Below are 15678 nucleotides of genomic sequence, written 5' to 3' on the forward strand. Positions count from 1 at the left end.
ATTTCAGGAGGATGCGCCGATGGTGAACCAGGGTGCGCGGTCGGTGCGAGCCAGTGTGTGGCTGGAGGAGAAGGCCCGCAGGGGTGGTCGTAGCGGTGGTCAGCCCTCCGGACTGGACCGGGACCGGATCACCGGCGCGTCCATGCGGCTGCTCGATGCCGAGGGGCTGGCGAAGTTCTCCATGCGGCGGCTGGCCGCGGAACTGAACGTCACCGCGATGTCCCTGTACTGGTACGTCGACACCAAGGACGACCTGCTCGAACTCGCCCTGGACGCCGCCTTCGGCGAGCTGCGGCTGCCCGGCCCCGAGGCCGCGGGCGAGGACTGGCGCGAGCAGCTGCGGGGGCTGGCCGCCGAGTACCGGGCCGTGCTGGCGCGCCACCCCTGGCTGTCGCCGCTGGCGGGGCGCTACCTCAACATCGGCCCCAACTCGCTCGCCTTCTCCCGCGTGGTCCAGCGGGTGGTCCGCCAGGCGGGGCTGCCGGCGCACGGCATCACCGGTGCCATCTCGGCCGTCTTCCAGTTCGTCTACGGCTACGGCACGATCGAGAGCCACTTCGCCGCCCGGGTCGCGGCCGCAGGTATGACCCCGGACGAGTACTTCCGCCTGGCCATGGACGCGGTGAACGAGACGCCGGAGACCGCCGAGGTCATCCGGGAGTCCAAGGACATCATGGCGGCCCGCGGCGGGGACACGGTCCAGGAGATGCTGGACCGCGACTTCGCCTTCGCCCTGGACCTGCTGATCGCCGGCATCGAGGCGATGGTCGAACGCGGCTGACCACCGGTCTGTGGCCAGCCGCGCCGGAAAGCCCCCGGCACCGGCGATGTTGCGGTAGTACTCGACCGGCGGTTCCACGCAGTCGGGAGTGTCGATGACCTCGGCCGTGCCGGCGATCTGGACCCAGGGGCCGTTCCACTCGTCACTCAGTACCAGCAGGCTGACCCTGCTGTGCCTACGCCTGCGGCAGCGAGTCGCCCTGCACCGCCTGGATGTCCAGCTCCACCCTCAGCGTCGTACCGATGGCGGCGATCCCGGCCTGCAGCACCTGGTTGTAGTTCATCGCGAAGTCCTCGCGGTGCAGTTCGGCCGTCGCGCGGAACGCGGCGCGGGTGCCGCCCCAGGGGTCCGCGCCGGTGCCGAGGTAGGCCAGGTCCAGGTCGACCGGGCGGATCACGCCGTGCATGGACAGTTCGCCGTGGACCGTCCAGCGGTCGGAGCCCGACTGAGTCAGACCTGTGGAGCGGTAGGTGATCTCCGGGTGGGTGTCCACGTCCAGGAAGTCCCCGGACTTCAGGTGCCCGTCGCGCATGCCGTTGCCCGTGTCGATGGACGCGGCCCTGATGACCGCCTCCACACGGGACTTGGTGACGTCGTCCGGCGCGATCTCGATGGTGCCGCCGAACTCCGTGAACCGGCCGTGCACGCTGGAGATCCCCAGGTGCTGGGCGACCGCGGCGACGGACGAGTGCACCGGGTCGATGGTCCAGGGTCCGGGCGGCGGCAGCTCGGTGCCGCCCTGCCGGGCCAGCGTGACCGTGCCGACCTCGGCCCGGCCGCTCGCGGTGACGATGGCGGAGGAGGCCGCGGGGGCGTAGCCGATGGCCGTCACGATCACCGTGTACGCCCCTGGCGTCAGCTCGGTCGTGTCCCGTACGGCTCCCTCGGCATCGGTCTCGGCGCGCAGCACCTGCGTACCGGTCATGTCGGTCACCGTGACGACCGCGTGCGACACGGCCCACCCGTCCCGCGTACGGATCTTCGCGGTCAGTCCCATCCCGTTTTCTCCCTGCAAAGCCTTACAAACCGGTCGTACAAGCAAGTCGTATGAGCAGCCGGCCCGTGGCGGGGCCTCTCCGGTCGGAGCGTGCCCCGCCACGGGCCGGGTGGAACTACTCGCCGGGGTGGGCGAGCTGGATGTCGTGGCCGTCGACTCCGGTGCCGGCCACGGTCAGGGCCGTCGCCGCCGGCGGGTAGCCCGTCGCGATGACGGTGTACTCGCCGCTGTCCAGGTCGGTGAAGGCGTACGCGCCGTCCGTGCCGGTGGTGGCCGTGCCGACCACGTTGCCCGCCTGGTCGACGAGCGTCACGCGGGCGTCGGCCAGCGGTCCGTGCGGGGCCTTGACGACACCCTGGAGGCGGGCGCCGGCGTCCAGGTCGATCTCGATCCGGGTGACCCCGGCGGCGCCGATCTCGACCGGCAGCGCACGCGGCCGGAAGCCGCTCGCGTTGACGGCCATGGTGACCGTGCCGGGCACCAGGTCGGCGAAGGCGAACTGGCCCTGCTCGCCGGTGGCGGCGGTGGCCAGCAGGTCACCGCGGACGTCGGTGACGATCACCATGGCGTCCTTGACCGGCAGCGCACTCCCGGCGGCCCGGACCACACCGGTCAGTCCACTGGTGCCGCTGAGCAGGATGTCGTACGGCAGCGGTTCCTCGCCCACCACGATGGTGGAAGCCTGCGGCTGGTAGCCGTCGGCGGAGGCGATCAGGACGTACGACCCGGTGCCGGGGGCGTCGACGGAGTAGGAGCCGTCTCCCTGCGCGACCGCGCGGCCCAGCTGGCGGCCGGCCAGCGAGATCAGGGTGACCGCGGCCTGCGGGACCGGGGCGCTCTCGGCGCCGCGGACGAAGCCGTGCACCGGGGTGCCGCCGTGACCGCCCCAGCCGGGCTCGGCGAGCGTGGCGACGGCGGTCGCCACCGGCGCGGCGGCGGTGGCCATGGCCGGTGCCTCGGGGGAGCCGGCCGCCGGGACGACGGGCTCGGCCCAGCTGGGCACCTTCTGCTGTACGGGCTCCCGCACGGAGTTCTCCACGTTCTCCACGTTCTTCAGGTTCTTCAGGTTCTCCACGTTCTCGACGGGCGCGGCGGCCGGGGCGTCGGCCTCGGCGGCCTGGGCGAGCGCACCCTTGGTCTTCAGCGGGACCTCCTTGATGAACAGGGTGATCAGGAAGGCGAGGGCGGCGAGGCAGCCGGCGATGAAGAAGACGTCGGCGATGCCGTGGCCGTAGGCGCTCTCCAGCAGCGTCCGCAGCGGCGCCGGCAGCTTGCTCATGTCCGGGATGCTGTCGGTGGAGCTGGAGCCCGCCAGGGCCGCCTGGTACTTCGGGCTCAGGGCGGAGATGCCGTCCTGGACGTAGTGCGTGATCCGGTGGGACATCACCGCGCCGAGCGCGGAGACGCCGACCGCACCGCCGAGGGAGCGGAAGAAGGTGACCGTGGAGCTGGCCGAGCCGAGGTCGGACGGGGCGACCTGGTTCTGCGTGGCGAGCACCAGGTTCTGCATCATCATGCCGATGCCGAGACCCAGCAGCGCCATGAAGATCGCCATCTTCCAGTACGCGGTGTCGTACCGGATGGAGCCGAGCAGGCACAGGCCGGCCGTCACCAGGACGCCACCGCTGACCAGCCACGCCTTCCAGCGGCCGGTGCGGGTGATGAACTGACCCGAGACGGTGGAGGAGATGAACAGGCCGCCGATCATCGGGATGGTCATGACGCCGGACATCGTCGGGGACTTGTCCCGGGCCAGCTGGAAGTACTGGCTGAAGAACACCGTGCCGGTGAACATCGCGACACCGACGAACAGCGAGGCCAGCGAGGCCAGCGTGATGGTGCGGTTACGGAACAGGCGCAGCGGGATGATCGGCTCGCTCACCCTGGACTCCACGAGCACGAACAGCGCGCCGAGGACGATCGAACCGCCGACCATGGTGTACGTCTGCCAGGACAGCCAGTCGTACTTGTCACCGGCGAAAGTGACCCAGACCAGCAGCAGCGAGACAGCGGCCGAGATGAAGAACGCGCCGCCCCAGTCGACCTTGACCTCCCGCTTGACCACGGGCAGGTGCAGGGTCTTCTGCAGCACGATCAGCGCGATGATCGCGAACGGGACACCGACGTAGAAGCACCAGCGCCAGCCCAGCCAGGAGGTGTCGGTGATGACACCGCCGAGCAGCGGGCCGCCGACGGTGGCGACGGCGAAGGTCGCGCCCAGGTAGCCGGAGTAGCGGCCGCGCTCACGCGGGGAGATCATCGCCGCCATGACGATCTGGGCGAGGGCCGACAGACCGCCGACACCGATGCCCTGGAACACCCGGAAGGTGATCAGCATGCCCGGGTTCTGCGACAGACCGGCCGCCATCGAGGCGACCACGTAGATGACGAGGGCTATCTGGACGAGAGCCTTCTTGCTGTACAGGTCGGCGAGCTTGCCCCACAGCGGAGTGGCCGCGGTCATCGACAGCAGGGCGGCGGTGACCACCCAGGTGTAGGCGGACTGGCCGCCGCCGAGGTCTCCGATGATGTGCGGCAGGGCGTTGGAGACGATCGTGGACGACAGGATCGCCACGAACATGCCGAGGAGGAGGCCGGAGAGGGCCTCCATGATCTGCCGGTGCGTCATGGGGGCGTGCTCGGCGGAGCCTCCCCCGTGCTTGGCATGAGCCCGCACACCGGCTGGTGTGGTCGTTGCCATGGGCTTCCTTCTCTTACGTGCTTGCGGGTGTACGGGTGGTCTCTTCGAATACGGGTGCGACCAGGGAGGTGTGCCGGAGCGGCGCGGACCGGCAGTCGCCGAAGGAGTCGCGCAGCCGGGTCATCAGCCGGATCAGCTGGTTGACCTCGTCGTCGGTCCAGTCGGCGAGCCGCTCGGCCAGCAGATGCGTGGTCCGCCGGGACAGCTCGTCGAGCTGCTCCAGACCTGCGGGCGTCAGGCGCAGGATGCGCGAGCGCTTGTCCGCCGGGTCCGGGTGCCGCTCGATCCAGCCGCGCGCGGCGACGTGCGCGACATGCCGGCTGGTGACCGACATGTCCACGGCGAGCAGCTCCGCGAGCTTGCTCATGCGCATGTCTCCGTGCCGGCCGAGCAGTGTCAGCACGGCGGCCGAACCGGCCGGGCAGTCGGGCGGCAGGATCCGTCCCATGTCCCGTTTCACGGCTCCGACGGCACTGAGCTGACGCGCCAGCTCTTCGAATTGCGTCTGCTCGGCCATCACACCTCCCTTATTCGTTGCTTGGGGCAACCATAACGGTGTTTGGTTGCTGCAGGCAAACAAACCGGGGGTCCATGGATGTAAAAACTTGGCAATGGCAAGTATTGCGAACGTAAATGTGCAGGTCGGTGCGGGTGAGGTGCCCCCCTCTGTCCCGGTGGCCCCGCACTTGGGCCGGTCACCTGGATTCGCTAGTGTCTCGGGCCATGGCTAACACCCAGGGCCCCCAGGGCAACTACGACCCCGCCGGCAGCACCCAGATGTTCCGCGCGTTCGTCGACGAGGCTCCCCAGGGGCGCCAGGCGCAGGCGGCCGCCACCTCCGCCTCCTCCGGTCCCCGCATCGGCTTGATCATCGGTGTCATCGTGGCCATCGCCGTGGTGGCGGGCGTGGCCTGGCTGGCGCTCAAGTAAGGAGTACGGCGCTCTCGGCGCCCCTTCTCCTCCTTCCGCCTCCTGCTTCCGCCTCCTGCTTCCGCCTCCTGCTTCCACCGCCTACTTCCACCGGACGGACACGTCCCGCGTCTCGATGTGCATGCCGAGCGGCACCTGCCAGGCGTCGACGCACACCGTCCAGGTGGGGTTCATCCGCGCGCCCGGAGCGATCGGCACCGGCAGGCCGGCGGTCGAGTCGACCGTTCCCCAGTCGATACCGAGCAGGCCGATGATGTGCGTCCCGAACGTCACCGAGCCGGAACGCACCGCCGTGCCACCGGAGTTGCGGAAGGCGACGGTGACCTTCTGGCACCAGCGCTGATCCGCCGGCTTCGTCGTGGGCTCGCCCCAGGAGAGAGCGGCGGGGCCGGCGGGCGTGCTGCCGCTGGGAGTTGGGGCGGGCGAGCCGGATGCGGGCGGCGCGGGTGTCGTACGACCGGACGTGTCGCCCGTACCGCCGGAAGGGCTGGGTGTGTCCGGGGAGGGTGCGGTCTGCTCGGGGTCGCCGGGGTCGCCGGTGCCGGACGAGCCGCCCGGCTGCCCTGAACCGGGTGTTCGGGCCGGGGAGTTGCTCTGTCCCGAGGCGCCGCTCGGCGTACTCCCGCCGTCCAGCGGTACCAGCGACACCGAGCCGGTCGGTGTGGACGCCGGCGTACGCCCGCTCTCCGGGCCGCCCGCCGCGCCGACCGCGACATAGCCGCCGCCCGGGCCGCTCGAAGCGGCGCACGCTCCCAGCACCCCGCCCAGACAGACGACGGCCGCCGACGCTGCCGTAACGGCGCCTCGGCGGCCACGCGTCCATGCCGCATGTGTCACATGTGTCGCACGTGTCGTTCGAGCGGTGTCGTCCGGCCCTGTCGCTCGCAGCATCGGGCCAGTGTCGCTGACGAACCGTCAGAATTGAAGCCTCGGTGAGAGATCGGCCTCAGTCCGAGATCAGGCCTTCCCGGAGCTGGGCCAGCGTCCGGGTCAGCAGGCGCGAGACGTGCATCTGGGAGATGCCGACCTCCTCACCGATCTGGGACTGGGTCATGTTGGCGAAGAAGCGGAGCATGATGATCCGGCGCTCCCGGGGCGGGAGTTTGGCCAGCAGGGGCTTCAGGGACTCGCGGTACTCCACGCCCTCCAGGGCGGTGTCCTCGTAGCCGAGCCGGTCGGCCAGGGAGCCCTCGCCGCCGTCGTCCTCGGGGGCCGGGGAGTCCAGCGAGGAGGCGGTGTAGGCATTGCCGACCGCGAGGCCGTCGACCACGTCCTCCTCGGAGACGCCGAGCACCGCGGCCAGCTCCGTCACCGTCGGGGACCGGTCCAGCTTCTGGGACAGCTCGTCGCTCGCCTTGGTCAGCGCCAGGCGCAGCTCCTGCAGCCGGCGCGGGACGCGCACCGACCAGGAGGTGTCCCGGAAGAAGCGCTTGATCTCGCCGACCACCGTCGGCATGGCGAACGTCGGGAACTCCACGCCCCGTTCGCAGTCGAAGCGGTCGATCGCCTTGATCAGGCCGATGGTGCCGACCTGGACGATGTCCTCCATGGGTTCGTTGCGGGAGCGGAAGCGCGCGGCCGCGTAGCGGACCAGCGGCAGATTCAGCTCGATCAGGGTGTCCCGGACGTAGGCCCGCTCCGGGCTGTCCTCGTCGAGGGCGGCGAGCCGCAGGAAGAGGGAGCGGGACAGGGTGCGGGTGTCGATGTCCCCTGAGGCCGGCGGAGCCGGGATGTCGGCGGCCGCCGCGGTGGGCGGGGCCGGCACGGCGTCGAGGGCCGTGACGCCCTCGATGCCGTCGAGGACGTCGAGTGCGTCGAGCTCCTTGGGCGCTGCCTCGCTCTTCGCGGGCGTCAGCACCTTCGAGCTGCCCTGGTCTGCGGACATGCCACCCCCTTTGGGTCGCGGGACGGTCGGGGCGGCGCCGCCTTTCGAGCAACGCAGCCTTCACCTGAATACCGGAGCGGAAGGCCCGGCAAACGCGTCTCCCGCAGAATGTCACATGTCGGCAACACGCTGTAGTGACATGTCGACATGCGAGATGCGAATCGGCCCTGGAAAGAAGGGGTCTGACGCCTTTTCGGTTCTGAACTGTCGGCATCTGTGCTGGTGAGCGATTCGCCCGCGACGGTGAGGCATCGATCGGGTTTGCGATGCAGGGGGTGTTCCGGTGCGTGCTTCCGTGCGCCTGCCGTGCTCCGCCTTGAGGGCTTCTACGGCCTCTGATGGCCTCTATGCGTCGATGCGATTCGCGGAGCGGAGTCGCTGGAAGCTGCGGGCGAGGAGCCGGGAGACATGCATCTGGGAGACGCCGAGTTCCGCGCTGATCTGAGACTGGGTGAGATTGCTGTAGTAGCGAAGGAGAAGGATTCTCTGTTCGCGCTCGGGGAGTTGGACGAGCAGATGCCGGATCAGGTCGCGGTGTTCCACGCCGTCCAGCGCCGGGTCCTCGTAGCCGATGCGGTCGAGCAGGCCGGGCAGTCCGTCGCCCTCCTGTGCGGCCTCCAGCGAGGTGGCGTGGTACGACCGTCCCGCCTCGATACAGCTCAGCACCTCGTCCTCGCCGATCCGGAGGCGCTCGGCGATCTCGGCGGTGGACGGGGTGCGGCCGTAGAGCGTGGTCAGGTCCTCGGTCGCGCTGTTGACCTGCACCCACAGCTCGTGCAGCCGGCGCGGTACGTGGACCGTGCGGACGTTGTCCCGGAAGTACCGTTTGATCTCGCCGACCACGGTCGGCATCGCGAAGGTCGGGAACTGCACGCCCCGGTCCGGGTCGAACCGGTCGATGGCGTTGATCAGGCCGATGGTGCCGACCTGGACGACGTCCTCCATGGGCTCGTTGCGGGAGCGGAAGCGGGCGGCCGCGTAGCGCACGAGCGGGAGGTTCGCCTCGATCAGTGCTCCGCGCACCCGGTGGTGCTCCGGCGTGCCCGGGGTCAGGTCCTTCAGCTCGGCGAAGAGCACCTGGGTGAGGGCTCGGGTGTCGGCGCCGCGCCGCTTCTCGGGGGCCGTGGGAGCGGGTGCGGGGGCAGGAGCGGTCGCCTCCTCCTGGGGCGGCGCAGTACTGGCCGACACGGTCAACGCCACCTCTTCATCGATCAACCATCCGTCAAAAGTGGTCATAGCATCACAAGAGATGCGCACTGTGTGCAAGCACCAGATAACGCCGTGTTGTTTTCAAACATCGAGAAGTTGGGGCGTAAGACGCACGAAAGCCCCCCGCCGTTCCGGCGGAGGGCTGTGTCCCGCGAAGGGTGTCCGAAGGGGTTCCTAAGGGGTTCTGAGAGGCTCAGAATTCGTAGTCGGCGATCACCCACGTGGCGAACTCGCGCCACTGCGCGACCCCCGCCTGATGAGCCGGGTGCTCCAGGTAGCGCTTGAGGGCGTCGGTGTCCTCGACCGCCGAGTTGATCGCGAAGTCGTAGGCGATGGGCCGGTCGCTGACGTTCCAGCCGCACTCCCAGAAGCGCAGCTCCTCGATCTGGCCGCCGAGGGCCTGGAAGGCCTCCACCCCCGCCACGACCCGCGGATCGTCGCGTTCGACGCCCTCGTTGAGCTTGAAGAGGACCAGATGGCGGATCATGGGATGTACCTCAGCTCTTTCCTCCGTTGGCGACCCAGGTCATGAAGTTGCCCACGGCCTTGGCGGCGTCCGATATGCCCTCGAAGACTATCTGGACGTAGTGGGCCGCCTTGGGCGGGTCCGTGATGATCACGTACAGACAGAAGACCACGAGCACGTATATGGCGATCTTCTTGGCGTTCACCGCCACCGCGGCCTCCCCTGTGGTGTATGCCCTGCGGGCGCCCTGCTGCCGGCGGCGAGTGTAACCTTCACGCCCCATTTAGGGACCAACGGCCCGCCGTCCGAGGTCTTTTGCCGGGTCCGGCCGGCCGTCGCGCGGCGCATGATGGGGAGAGCCCGGCGGGTCCGGCAGGAATCCGCGGGGCGGGGACGGGACCCCGACTGCGGGGTGCGGGCCGCGCATCCCCCCGACGGCGGCGCGCACTTGAGGGTCCGGTCCCCCGCGTCCCTTCCTCAGGACGTAAGAAGGGCCCCGTCTTCCGACGGGGCCCTTCTTCGAGCGGTAGCGGAGGGATTTGAACCCTCGGTGACTTGCGCCACACTCGCTTTCGAGGCGAGCTCCTTCGGCCGCTCGGACACGCTACCGAGGGAGACCTTACAGCAAGGTGGGGCATGGTTCGAAATCGGAATTAGGCGGTCCCGTGATCGGACCTGGCTTCGGTCTTGTGATCGGTTCAGTGATCGGTTCCGTGCTCGGTCCTGTCACCGGCCCCGGAAGAAATCGGTGAGAAGCCGGGCGCACTCCGTCGCGAGTACGCCCTCGACGACCTCCGGACGGTGATTGAGCCGACGGTCGCGGATCACGTCCCACAGCGAGCCCGCCGCGCCCGCCTTCTCGTCCCGGGCGCCGTAGACGACCCGGTCGACACGGGACTGGACGATCGCGCCCGCGCACATCGTGCACGGCTCCAGGGTGACCACGAGCGTGCAGCCGGACAGCCGCCACTCCCCGAGCGCGGCCGCGGCCCGCCGGATCGCGAGGATCTCCGCGTGGGCCGTGGGATCGCCGGTGGCCTCGCGTTCGTTGTGCCCGGCGGCGAGCACCGTCGTACCGTCCGGGGACAGCACGACGGCGCCGACGGGGACGTCTCCGCCCAGGACGGCCCGTTCGGCCTCGTCCAGGGCGAGTCGCATCGCGGCTCGCCAGCGGTCGCGTACCGGGTCCGCCGCGGCAGCCGTGTCGTCGGTGGTCAGCGGACGGTCTCCAGCACCTCCGAGGCGCCCAGAGCCTCGGCGATCGAGCTCAGCGCGTCGTCGGCGTCCAGGGCGCGCAGCTCCTTCTCGCTGATGCCCAGGTCGTCGAGGATCTGGCTGTCGCCCACCGGGCTGTGCGGGACCGCGTCGGCGGCGGCGCTCTCCTCGTCGTCCTCGTCGGACTCGGACTCGCCGTCCTCCGTGCCGTCGAGGTCCAGGGAGTCCAGGTCGTCGACGTCGTCGGCGCCCGGCTCCCGGCCGAGCAGTTCGTCGGTGAGCAGCAGCTCGCCGTACGCGCTGCGCTGGGCTGCGGCCGCGTCCGAGACGTAGATGCGAGGGTCGTCCTCGCCGTCCACGCGGACGACACCGAACCAGGCGTCCTCCTGCTCGATCAGGACGAGCACCGTGTCCTCTTCGGGAGAGGCTTCCCGGGCCAGGTCGGCCAGATCCGACAGGGTTTCCACATCGTCGAGCTCTGTGTCGCTCGCTTCCCACCCGTCTTCGGTGCGCGCGAGCAGTGCGGCGAAGTACACCGTGACTCTCCCACTGGTCATAGGCGTGCCGGTTGGAGGTCCCCCCGGCGGAGGTACTTGGGCGGAGAGAGCTGGGCTCCGAGCCCCGCCCACTCGGAATCGTGGCAGAAACAAGGCTCACAGGGGACGTCTTCGGCTCCCTGTGTCTGGCTGTTTCGATCGTGGATCTGTCATCGACGCAACCAACCGCTCGTTCCCGCCACCTGCGGATCGTACGCGGATTTGCCACTCACTCACGCACGCCCACCACGCAAACTCCGCTACGGGCGTGGATCTTCCTCACCCAGAACTTTTCTTACCGGGCCTTGCCCAAGCGCTTTCCCCCTTCAGGCGGCCTACCAGCGGAACGTCCGCATGCGCATCGCGTGCCGCAGCCGGGCGGCCTTGGCGCGCCGCGGCTGGACCCGCGCGCGCAGCTCACGGGCCTCGGCGAGGTCACGCAGGAACTGGGCGCGCCGTCGCCGTCGCTCGGCATCCGTCTCGGGTTCGCCGGCCCCGCGTATCGCGGGCTCGCCGGTGGCCGCGGCGTCTTCGGCGTCCCCGGGCGAGTGCTCCGGAAGGTCAGGCAGGTCAGGCACGTCACACCACCCCAGTCCGTCCTCCCACTTTCCCTCGGATGGGCGGTTTGACGCCAGCACCAGGGGGTCCTGAGCGCAGGTACCGTTATGGGCATGCGTCTCCACGTCGTCGACCACCCCCTGGTCGCCCACAAGCTCACCACGCTGCGCGACCAGCGCACCGACTCCGCGACCTTCCGGCGGCTCGCCGACGAACTGGTCACCCTGCTCGCCTATGAGGCCACGCGGGACGTGCGCACCGAGGCCGTCGACATCCAGACCCCGGTCGCGCGGACGACCGGCGTCAAGCTCGCCCGCCCCCGTCCGCTGGTCGTGCCGATCCTGCGCGCCGGCCTCGGCATGCTGGACGGCATGGTCCGGCTGCTGCCGACCGCCGAGGTCGGCTTCCTGGGCATGGTCCGCAACGAGGAGACGCTGCAGGCCTCCACGTACGCCTCGCGTATGCCGGAGGACCTCTCGGGCCGCCAGGTGTACGTCCTGGACCCGATGCTGGCCACGGGGGGCACGCTGGTCGCGGCGATCCAGGAGCTGATCAAGCGGGGGGCCGACGACGTGACCGCGGTGGTGCTCCTGGCCGCGCCCGAGGGCGTCGAGGTCATGGAGCGGGAGCTGGCGGGGACGCCGGTGACGGTGGTGACGGCCGCGGTGGACGACCACCTCAATGAGCACGGATACATCGTGCCGGGGCTGGGGGATGCGGGGGATCGCCTCTACGGGGCGGCTGAATAGAGCTTTGCGCCTGCCGGGGTGCGGGCTTTTCGCCCCGCGCCTCTTGGGGTGCTGGTCAGCAGCTCTTCTGCGGAGGAGCCGTCGGCTTCGCGGCGGTCAAGGCTGTCAGGGCCTGGTTGGCGGCTGTCGGCTGGGTCAGGCCCTTGAAGGTGTCGCCGAGGATGAGGTCGAGGTCAGGGCCCTTGCGGGTGGCGTCGGTGCGCTGTTGGGCGCCGGCCAGCTGGGTGCCCAGGACCGCCAGTGAGGTGTTCTGGGCCGAGGGCGGGCCGAGCAGGAGCCCGGCGTTCTTCACCTTCTTGTCGAAGTCTTTGCTCGCGTTGCCCACGTCGCCGATCTTGAAGCCGCGTTTCTTGAGCGCGTCCGCGGTGTCCTTGGCGAGGCCGGTGCGGCCCGTGGCGTTGTAGACGTTCACGGTGATCTCGCCCGGCTTGGGCAGGGCCGTGCCCCTGGGCGCCGTCGCGGCCCTGGTCCGGCAGTCCTCCTTGGTGCCGGCGGCGGTCGTCTTCTCGGTGCCGCCTGTGAAGACGTCGATGAGCTGCAGGGCGCCCCAGCCGATCAGGCCGAGCACGGCGACGGACGCCACCACGGCGGCCACGAGCCTGCCGCGTCGGCGCGGCGGACGCATCCGAGGGTATTTGTCCCCCGTGATCCGGTACTGGCCGCCCATGCCGGGGGGAGTCAGCATGCTCATGGGCGCAGCGTAGTGCGCCCGAGCGACGATGCCTATTAGATGATCAGTCGATGCCGCTCAGCGGAACCCGAAAGGGTCAAGGGCCAACGGCCGTGTCGCGCCGGGTCAGTCGAGTTCGAGCACGCGTGCGTGCAGCACCTGGCGCTGCTGGAGGGCGGCGCGGACCGCGCGGTGCAGCCCGTCCTCCAGATAGAGGTCACCCTGCCACTTCACGACGTGGGCGAAGAGGTCGCCGTAGAACGTCGAGTCCTCGGCCAGCAGGGTCTCCAGATCGAGTTGCCCCTTGGTCGTCACGAGCTGATCGAGGCGGACCGGGCGCGGCGCGACGTCCGCCCACTGCCGGGTGCTTTCCCGGCCGTGGTCGGGGTACGGCCGGCCGTTTCCGATGCGCTTGAAGATCACACGGAAAGCCTACCGGTCAAGACGTTCCGGGCGCAGCCATGGCGGCGGAGTGTGACGCTTGAAAAGATGCGCCAAAAGGAGCAAATAGGCCTCTATCGGGGGCAGGGCGCCGGGATGAGTGACAGTGAGACCGTCCCGTCCGCCACCCCGCAGAGCGCCGCCGCGCTCCCCGCCGGGGCGGGGAAGAGCGCCTCCGGGAGGTTCGGGGAGCCGGAGTTCGACACGGCGGATTTCCTCCGTACGGCCGACCGCGCAGGCGCTCTGCGGCCGTTGTGCACAGGCTGTGGACCGTGAGCCGGCGTACGGGAAGCCGGACGCCCGGTCGCGGCAGCCGGTGGCGGCTCCGCGGGCGCGGCCTCTCCCGCTCCCTGTCCGGCACGGCCCGGCGGGGGCGATGGGCCGCCCCCGCCGGTGCCGGTTCAGCGGTTTCGCTCCTCGGGCGTCCGCTGCGGTTCTTCCTTCTGTTCCGGCCTGGGTGCCGTGGCACGCCTGGCCTCCGCGCGCACCAGGGCGCGCAGGACGGCATACGGATCCATGGGCATGGCTGTGCTCCTTGCGTCTGACTGACCTTGCGCGGTGCCCTTTCGCGGGGGCGCGGGTCTGTCAGCAGCGCAGGACCACCGTGCGGAGTAGGGGCGGGGCGTACGGCGCCCGGAGCGTGCCGGCGCACAGCCGGGCCGTCGGCCCGGCCGGTGCCGGGTCGGGGAGGGGCGCGGGGCGCTCGGGTGCGTCGGCCTGGTGGAGGGCGCTGTCGGGCGGCCGTACGAGCGAGTCGAGGTCCTCGTGCTCGAAGGTCTCGGCGGACAGGCCCAGCGCGGGGGCCGCCTGGGCCTGGGCGTGGATGCAGGGCACCCACAGGGCGAGGAGCAGCGCGAGCACCCGCAGCCAGGTCCGGCTGCGGGTGAGGCCCACGATCCCGCTCACGGCAGGGGTATCCCCGGGACGGGCGGGGAGTGCAGCATGCGGGGCGCGATATCCGCCCGCGCGGCGTACGCGCGAGGCATGGGGTTGACGTGGGTGTTCACAGCGTCCGGGGGACAGCCTTGGCCCGGCTGCGGATGCTGAACGCGGTGACGATCTCGGTGATGCCCACGACGACCAGCCAGATGCCGGCGACGAGGGTCAGCACGGCGACCGACCGGAACGGCGAGTCGATGAGCACGATCCCGGCGATGAAGGTGATGACCCCGAGGAAGACCTGCCAGCCCCGGCCGGGCATCCGGGAGTCGTGTAGCGCGGCCAGGGTCTGGGTGATCCCGCGGATCAACCAGCCGATACCGATCCACAGGGCGAGCAGCAGGATCGACTGCATGGGCCCGCGGAAGCAGAACAGCCCGAGCACGATCGACAGGGCGCCGCTGATGAAGGCCAGCACGCGCAGCGAGGTCGCCATGTGCGTGCCGAAGGCGGAGGCCAGCTGGAAGATGCCGCTGATGACGAGGTAGAGGCCGAAGAGGACACCGGCGGCGAGCAGGGAGGCGCCGGGCCAGACGAGCACCAGGACGCCGAGGATCAGCGAGGCGATCCCGGTGACCAGGACCACCTGCCAGGCGGCCTTGGACAGGGCGTGCAGGGGCCCTTCGAACGGCGGCTCGGGCTCGTGCCGTTCACCCGGCGGCGGCGTCGAGTGGACTTTCCGGTCGTCATACTCGCGGCCCCAGTCCGGACCGCTGTTCGGTGCCTCGGTCATGGTTCATGCTGTGACCGCGGGGGTCTGCGGTGCCATCGGGGAAGCCTGTTCGGGTGAAGTCCCGGGGGCGCCTTTGTGCCGGGGGCGACTTCGCATACCCAGGGGTGCGGGACTGCATCGATGTGCGGCTCCGCCGCGATGGGGGTCCCCCGCTCGAGCGCAGTCGAGAGTGGGGGAGCGACAAGCCGCAACGCACCCGCCGCAGACAGCACACCGCACCCACCCGCGCGGTTATCGGCCCGACTTGCCGGAGGCCTTCGCCTTCATCTCCTGCTTGTGTGCCCGCACCTTGGCCAGTGACTCGGGCCCGGTGATGTCGGCGACGGAGCGGAAGGACTGCGGCTCGCCGTAGGCGCCCGCGGCCTCGCGCCAGCCCTGGGGTGTGACGCCGAGCTGCTTGCCGAGCAGCGCGAGGAAGATCTGGGCCTTCTGCTTGCCGAACCCGGGCAGGTCCTCCAGCCGCTTCAGCAGCTCGGCGCCGCTGCCCACGCTCCGCCAGACCTCCTCCGCCTCCCCGTCGTAGTGCTCCACGAGGTACTGGCACAGCTGCTGGATGCGCTTGGCCATGGAGCCCGGGTAGCGGTGCACGGCCGGCTTCTCGGAGAGCAGCGCGGCGAAGGCCTCCGGGTCCATCGCGGCGATGTCGTGCGCGTCGAGGTCCCCGGCGGCGTCCGCGCCGAGCCGGTCGGCGATGGTCCGGGGCCCCTGGAACGCCCACTCCATCGGGACCTGCTGGTCGAGCAGCATGCCCACCAGCGCGGCGAGCGGCGAGCGCCCGAGCAGCGCGTCGGCCTCGGGGTCCTGGGAGAGATGCAGGGTGACGTCCATGTGTCGATGATCGCCCGGCCGCGCGCCCGGCGCAGCCGGG

20 protein-coding genes, 1 tRNA gene and 1 pseudogene are annotated in these 15678 nt (G+C 70.3%); 3 read left to right on the forward strand and 19 right to left on the reverse strand.

The annotated features are described in order from the left end of the window. Positions 1-19: 19 nt before the first annotated feature. Complete coding sequence (locus M878_RS70625; RefSeq protein ID WP_023548819.1) at positions 20-781, forward strand: TetR/AcrR family transcriptional regulator; 762 nt, start codon at positions 20-22, stop codon at positions 779-781. A 39-nt stretch (positions 782-820) separates the two neighbouring features. On the opposite strand, the pseudogene M878_RS000000100055 reads toward M878_RS70625, so the two are convergent. The 4 genes and pseudogenes from M878_RS000000100055 to M878_RS70640 all read right to left on the reverse strand — a co-directional run. Continuing rightward, positions 821-961: pseudogene (locus tag M878_RS000000100055) on the reverse strand (pyridoxamine 5'-phosphate oxidase family protein); the annotation flags it as partial. Beyond that, a complete protein-coding gene (locus tag M878_RS70630) occupies positions 957-1778 on the reverse strand; it encodes a YceI family protein (protein ID WP_023548821.1) in 822 nt (273 codons plus the stop codon). The gene M878_RS70630 and the pseudogene M878_RS000000100055, both read right to left, overlap by 5 nt. Before the next feature lie 115 nt (positions 1779-1893). Continuing rightward, the gene (locus tag M878_RS70635) at positions 1894-4407 is read right to left on the reverse strand and encodes an MFS transporter (RefSeq protein ID WP_023548823.1); all 2514 of its coding nucleotides are present in this window, start codon (positions 4405-4407) and stop codon (positions 1894-1896) included. Positions 4408-4492: 85 nt separating this feature from the next. Further along, a complete protein-coding gene (locus M878_RS70640; RefSeq protein ID WP_023548824.1) occupies positions 4493-4996 on the reverse strand; it encodes a MarR family winged helix-turn-helix transcriptional regulator in 504 nt (167 codons plus the stop codon). 206 nt (positions 4997-5202) lie between these two features. Between M878_RS70640 and M878_RS70645 the strand changes: the two genes are divergently transcribed. Continuing rightward, entirely contained in the window at positions 5203-5409 is a 207-nt protein-coding gene (locus M878_RS70645) for a hypothetical protein (protein WP_023548826.1), read from the forward strand. Positions 5410-5490: 81 nt separating this feature from the next. Here the strand turns inward: M878_RS70645 and M878_RS70650 are convergent, their stop codons facing one another. From M878_RS70650 to M878_RS70690, 9 genes are all read right to left on the reverse strand, one after another. Continuing rightward, a complete protein-coding gene (locus M878_RS70650; RefSeq protein WP_023548828.1) occupies positions 5491-6168 on the reverse strand; it encodes a hypothetical protein in 678 nt (225 codons plus the stop codon). A 187-nt stretch (positions 6169-6355) separates the two neighbouring features. Beyond that, positions 6356-7294 carry an RNA polymerase sigma factor SigF gene (locus M878_RS70655; protein WP_023548829.1) on the reverse strand — a complete coding sequence of 313 codons (939 nt, stop codon included), beginning with the start codon at positions 7292-7294 and terminating at the stop codon, positions 6356-6358. A gap of 345 nt (positions 7295-7639) precedes the next feature. Further along, on the reverse strand, positions 7640-8530 hold the full coding sequence (locus M878_RS70660; protein WP_051430104.1) for an RNA polymerase sigma factor SigF: 891 nt from the start codon (positions 8528-8530) through the stop codon (positions 7640-7642). Positions 8531-8696: 166 nt separating this feature from the next. Next, positions 8697-8990, reverse strand: a complete 294-nt coding sequence (locus M878_RS70665; RefSeq protein WP_023548833.1) for a Dabb family protein — start codon at positions 8988-8990, stop codon at positions 8697-8699. A gap of 10 nt (positions 8991-9000) precedes the next feature. Beyond that, complete coding sequence (locus M878_RS70670) at positions 9001-9180, reverse strand: hypothetical protein (RefSeq protein WP_023548835.1); 180 nt, start codon at positions 9178-9180, stop codon at positions 9001-9003. 313 nt (positions 9181-9493) lie between these two features. Beyond that, positions 9494-9578, reverse strand: a tRNA-Ser gene (locus tag M878_RS70675). 117 nt (positions 9579-9695) lie between these two features. After that, positions 9696-10127: a tRNA adenosine(34) deaminase TadA gene (gene tadA, locus M878_RS70680; RefSeq protein WP_023548837.1), complete on the reverse strand. Its 432-nt coding sequence runs from the start codon at positions 10125-10127 to the stop codon at positions 9696-9698. A gap of 56 nt (positions 10128-10183) precedes the next feature. Beyond that, positions 10184-10720: a tRNA adenosine deaminase-associated protein gene (locus M878_RS70685; RefSeq protein ID WP_023548839.1), complete on the reverse strand. Its 537-nt coding sequence runs from the start codon at positions 10718-10720 to the stop codon at positions 10184-10186. A 335-nt stretch (positions 10721-11055) separates the two neighbouring features. After that, a complete protein-coding gene (locus M878_RS70690; protein WP_023548841.1) occupies positions 11056-11298 on the reverse strand; it encodes a hypothetical protein in 243 nt (80 codons plus the stop codon). A gap of 93 nt (positions 11299-11391) precedes the next feature. Between M878_RS70690 and upp the strand changes: the two genes are divergently transcribed. Further along, complete coding sequence (upp, locus tag M878_RS70695) at positions 11392-12027, forward strand: uracil phosphoribosyltransferase (protein ID WP_031225402.1); 636 nt, start codon at positions 11392-11394, stop codon at positions 12025-12027. A 55-nt stretch (positions 12028-12082) separates the two neighbouring features. Here upp and M878_RS70700 read toward each other — a convergent pair whose 3' ends face one another. The 6 genes from M878_RS70700 to M878_RS70725 form a co-directional block, all read right to left on the reverse strand. Then, positions 12083-12718, reverse strand: a complete 636-nt coding sequence (locus tag M878_RS70700; protein WP_031225403.1) for a LytR C-terminal domain-containing protein — start codon at positions 12716-12718, stop codon at positions 12083-12085. Positions 12719-12823: 105 nt separating this feature from the next. Then, positions 12824-13120, reverse strand: a complete 297-nt coding sequence (locus M878_RS70705) for a type II toxin-antitoxin system VapB family antitoxin (protein WP_003999914.1) — start codon at positions 13118-13120, stop codon at positions 12824-12826. A gap of 419 nt (positions 13121-13539) precedes the next feature. Beyond that, complete coding sequence (locus tag M878_RS000000101055) at positions 13540-13662, reverse strand: hypothetical protein (protein WP_023548850.1); 123 nt, start codon at positions 13660-13662, stop codon at positions 13540-13542. 61 nt (positions 13663-13723) lie between these two features. Beyond that, entirely contained in the window at positions 13724-14044 is a 321-nt protein-coding gene (locus tag M878_RS70715) for a hypothetical protein (RefSeq protein WP_063750624.1), read from the reverse strand. Positions 14045-14141: 97 nt separating this feature from the next. Then, complete coding sequence (locus M878_RS70720; RefSeq protein ID WP_023548854.1) at positions 14142-14810, reverse strand: HdeD family acid-resistance protein; 669 nt, start codon at positions 14808-14810, stop codon at positions 14142-14144. A gap of 231 nt (positions 14811-15041) precedes the next feature. Continuing rightward, complete coding sequence (locus tag M878_RS70725; RefSeq protein ID WP_023548856.1) at positions 15042-15638, reverse strand: HhH-GPD-type base excision DNA repair protein; 597 nt, start codon at positions 15636-15638, stop codon at positions 15042-15044. Positions 15639-15678 lie beyond the last annotated feature (40 nt).

Source organism: Streptomyces roseochromogenus subsp. oscitans DS 12.976 (assembly GCF_000497445.1).
GTDB lineage: Bacteria > Actinomycetota > Actinomycetes > Streptomycetales > Streptomycetaceae > Streptomyces > Streptomyces oscitans.

Coding starts and splice junctions, on each gene's coding strand:
- M878_RS70625 (WP_023548819.1), top strand. CDS start 20: ATGGTGAACCAGGGTGCGCGGTCGGTGCGAGCCAGTGTGTGGCTGGAG.
- M878_RS70630 (WP_023548821.1), bottom strand. CDS start 1,778: ATGGGACTGACCGCGAAGATCCGTACGCGGGACGGGTGGGCCGTGTCG.
- M878_RS70635 (WP_023548823.1), bottom strand. CDS start 4,407: ATGACGCACCGGCAGATCATGGAGGCCCTCTCCGGCCTCCTCCTCGGC.
- M878_RS70640 (WP_023548824.1), bottom strand. CDS start 4,996: ATGGCCGAGCAGACGCAATTCGAAGAGCTGGCGCGTCAGCTCAGTGCC.
- M878_RS70645 (WP_023548826.1), top strand. CDS start 5,203: ATGGCTAACACCCAGGGCCCCCAGGGCAACTACGACCCCGCCGGCAGC.
- M878_RS70655 (WP_023548829.1), bottom strand. CDS start 7,294: ATGTCCGCAGACCAGGGCAGCTCGAAGGTGCTGACGCCCGCGAAGAGC.
- M878_RS70660 (WP_051430104.1), bottom strand. CDS start 8,530: ATGACCACTTTTGACGGATGGTTGATCGATGAAGAGGTGGCGTTGACC.
- M878_RS70665 (WP_023548833.1), bottom strand. CDS start 8,990: ATGATCCGCCATCTGGTCCTCTTCAAGCTCAACGAGGGCGTCGAACGC.
- tadA (WP_023548837.1), bottom strand. CDS start 10,127: ATGCGACTCGCCCTGGACGAGGCCGAACGGGCCGTCCTGGGCGGAGAC.
- upp (WP_031225402.1), top strand. CDS start 11,392: ATGCGTCTCCACGTCGTCGACCACCCCCTGGTCGCCCACAAGCTCACC.
- M878_RS70700 (WP_031225403.1), bottom strand. CDS start 12,718: ATGAGCATGCTGACTCCCCCCGGCATGGGCGGCCAGTACCGGATCACG.
- M878_RS000000101055 (WP_023548850.1), bottom strand. CDS start 13,662: ATGCCCATGGATCCGTATGCCGTCCTGCGCGCCCTGGTGCGCGCGGAG.
- M878_RS70720 (WP_023548854.1), bottom strand. CDS start 14,810: ATGACCGAGGCACCGAACAGCGGTCCGGACTGGGGCCGCGAGTATGAC.
- M878_RS70725 (WP_023548856.1), bottom strand. CDS start 15,638: ATGGACGTCACCCTGCATCTCTCCCAGGACCCCGAGGCCGACGCGCTG.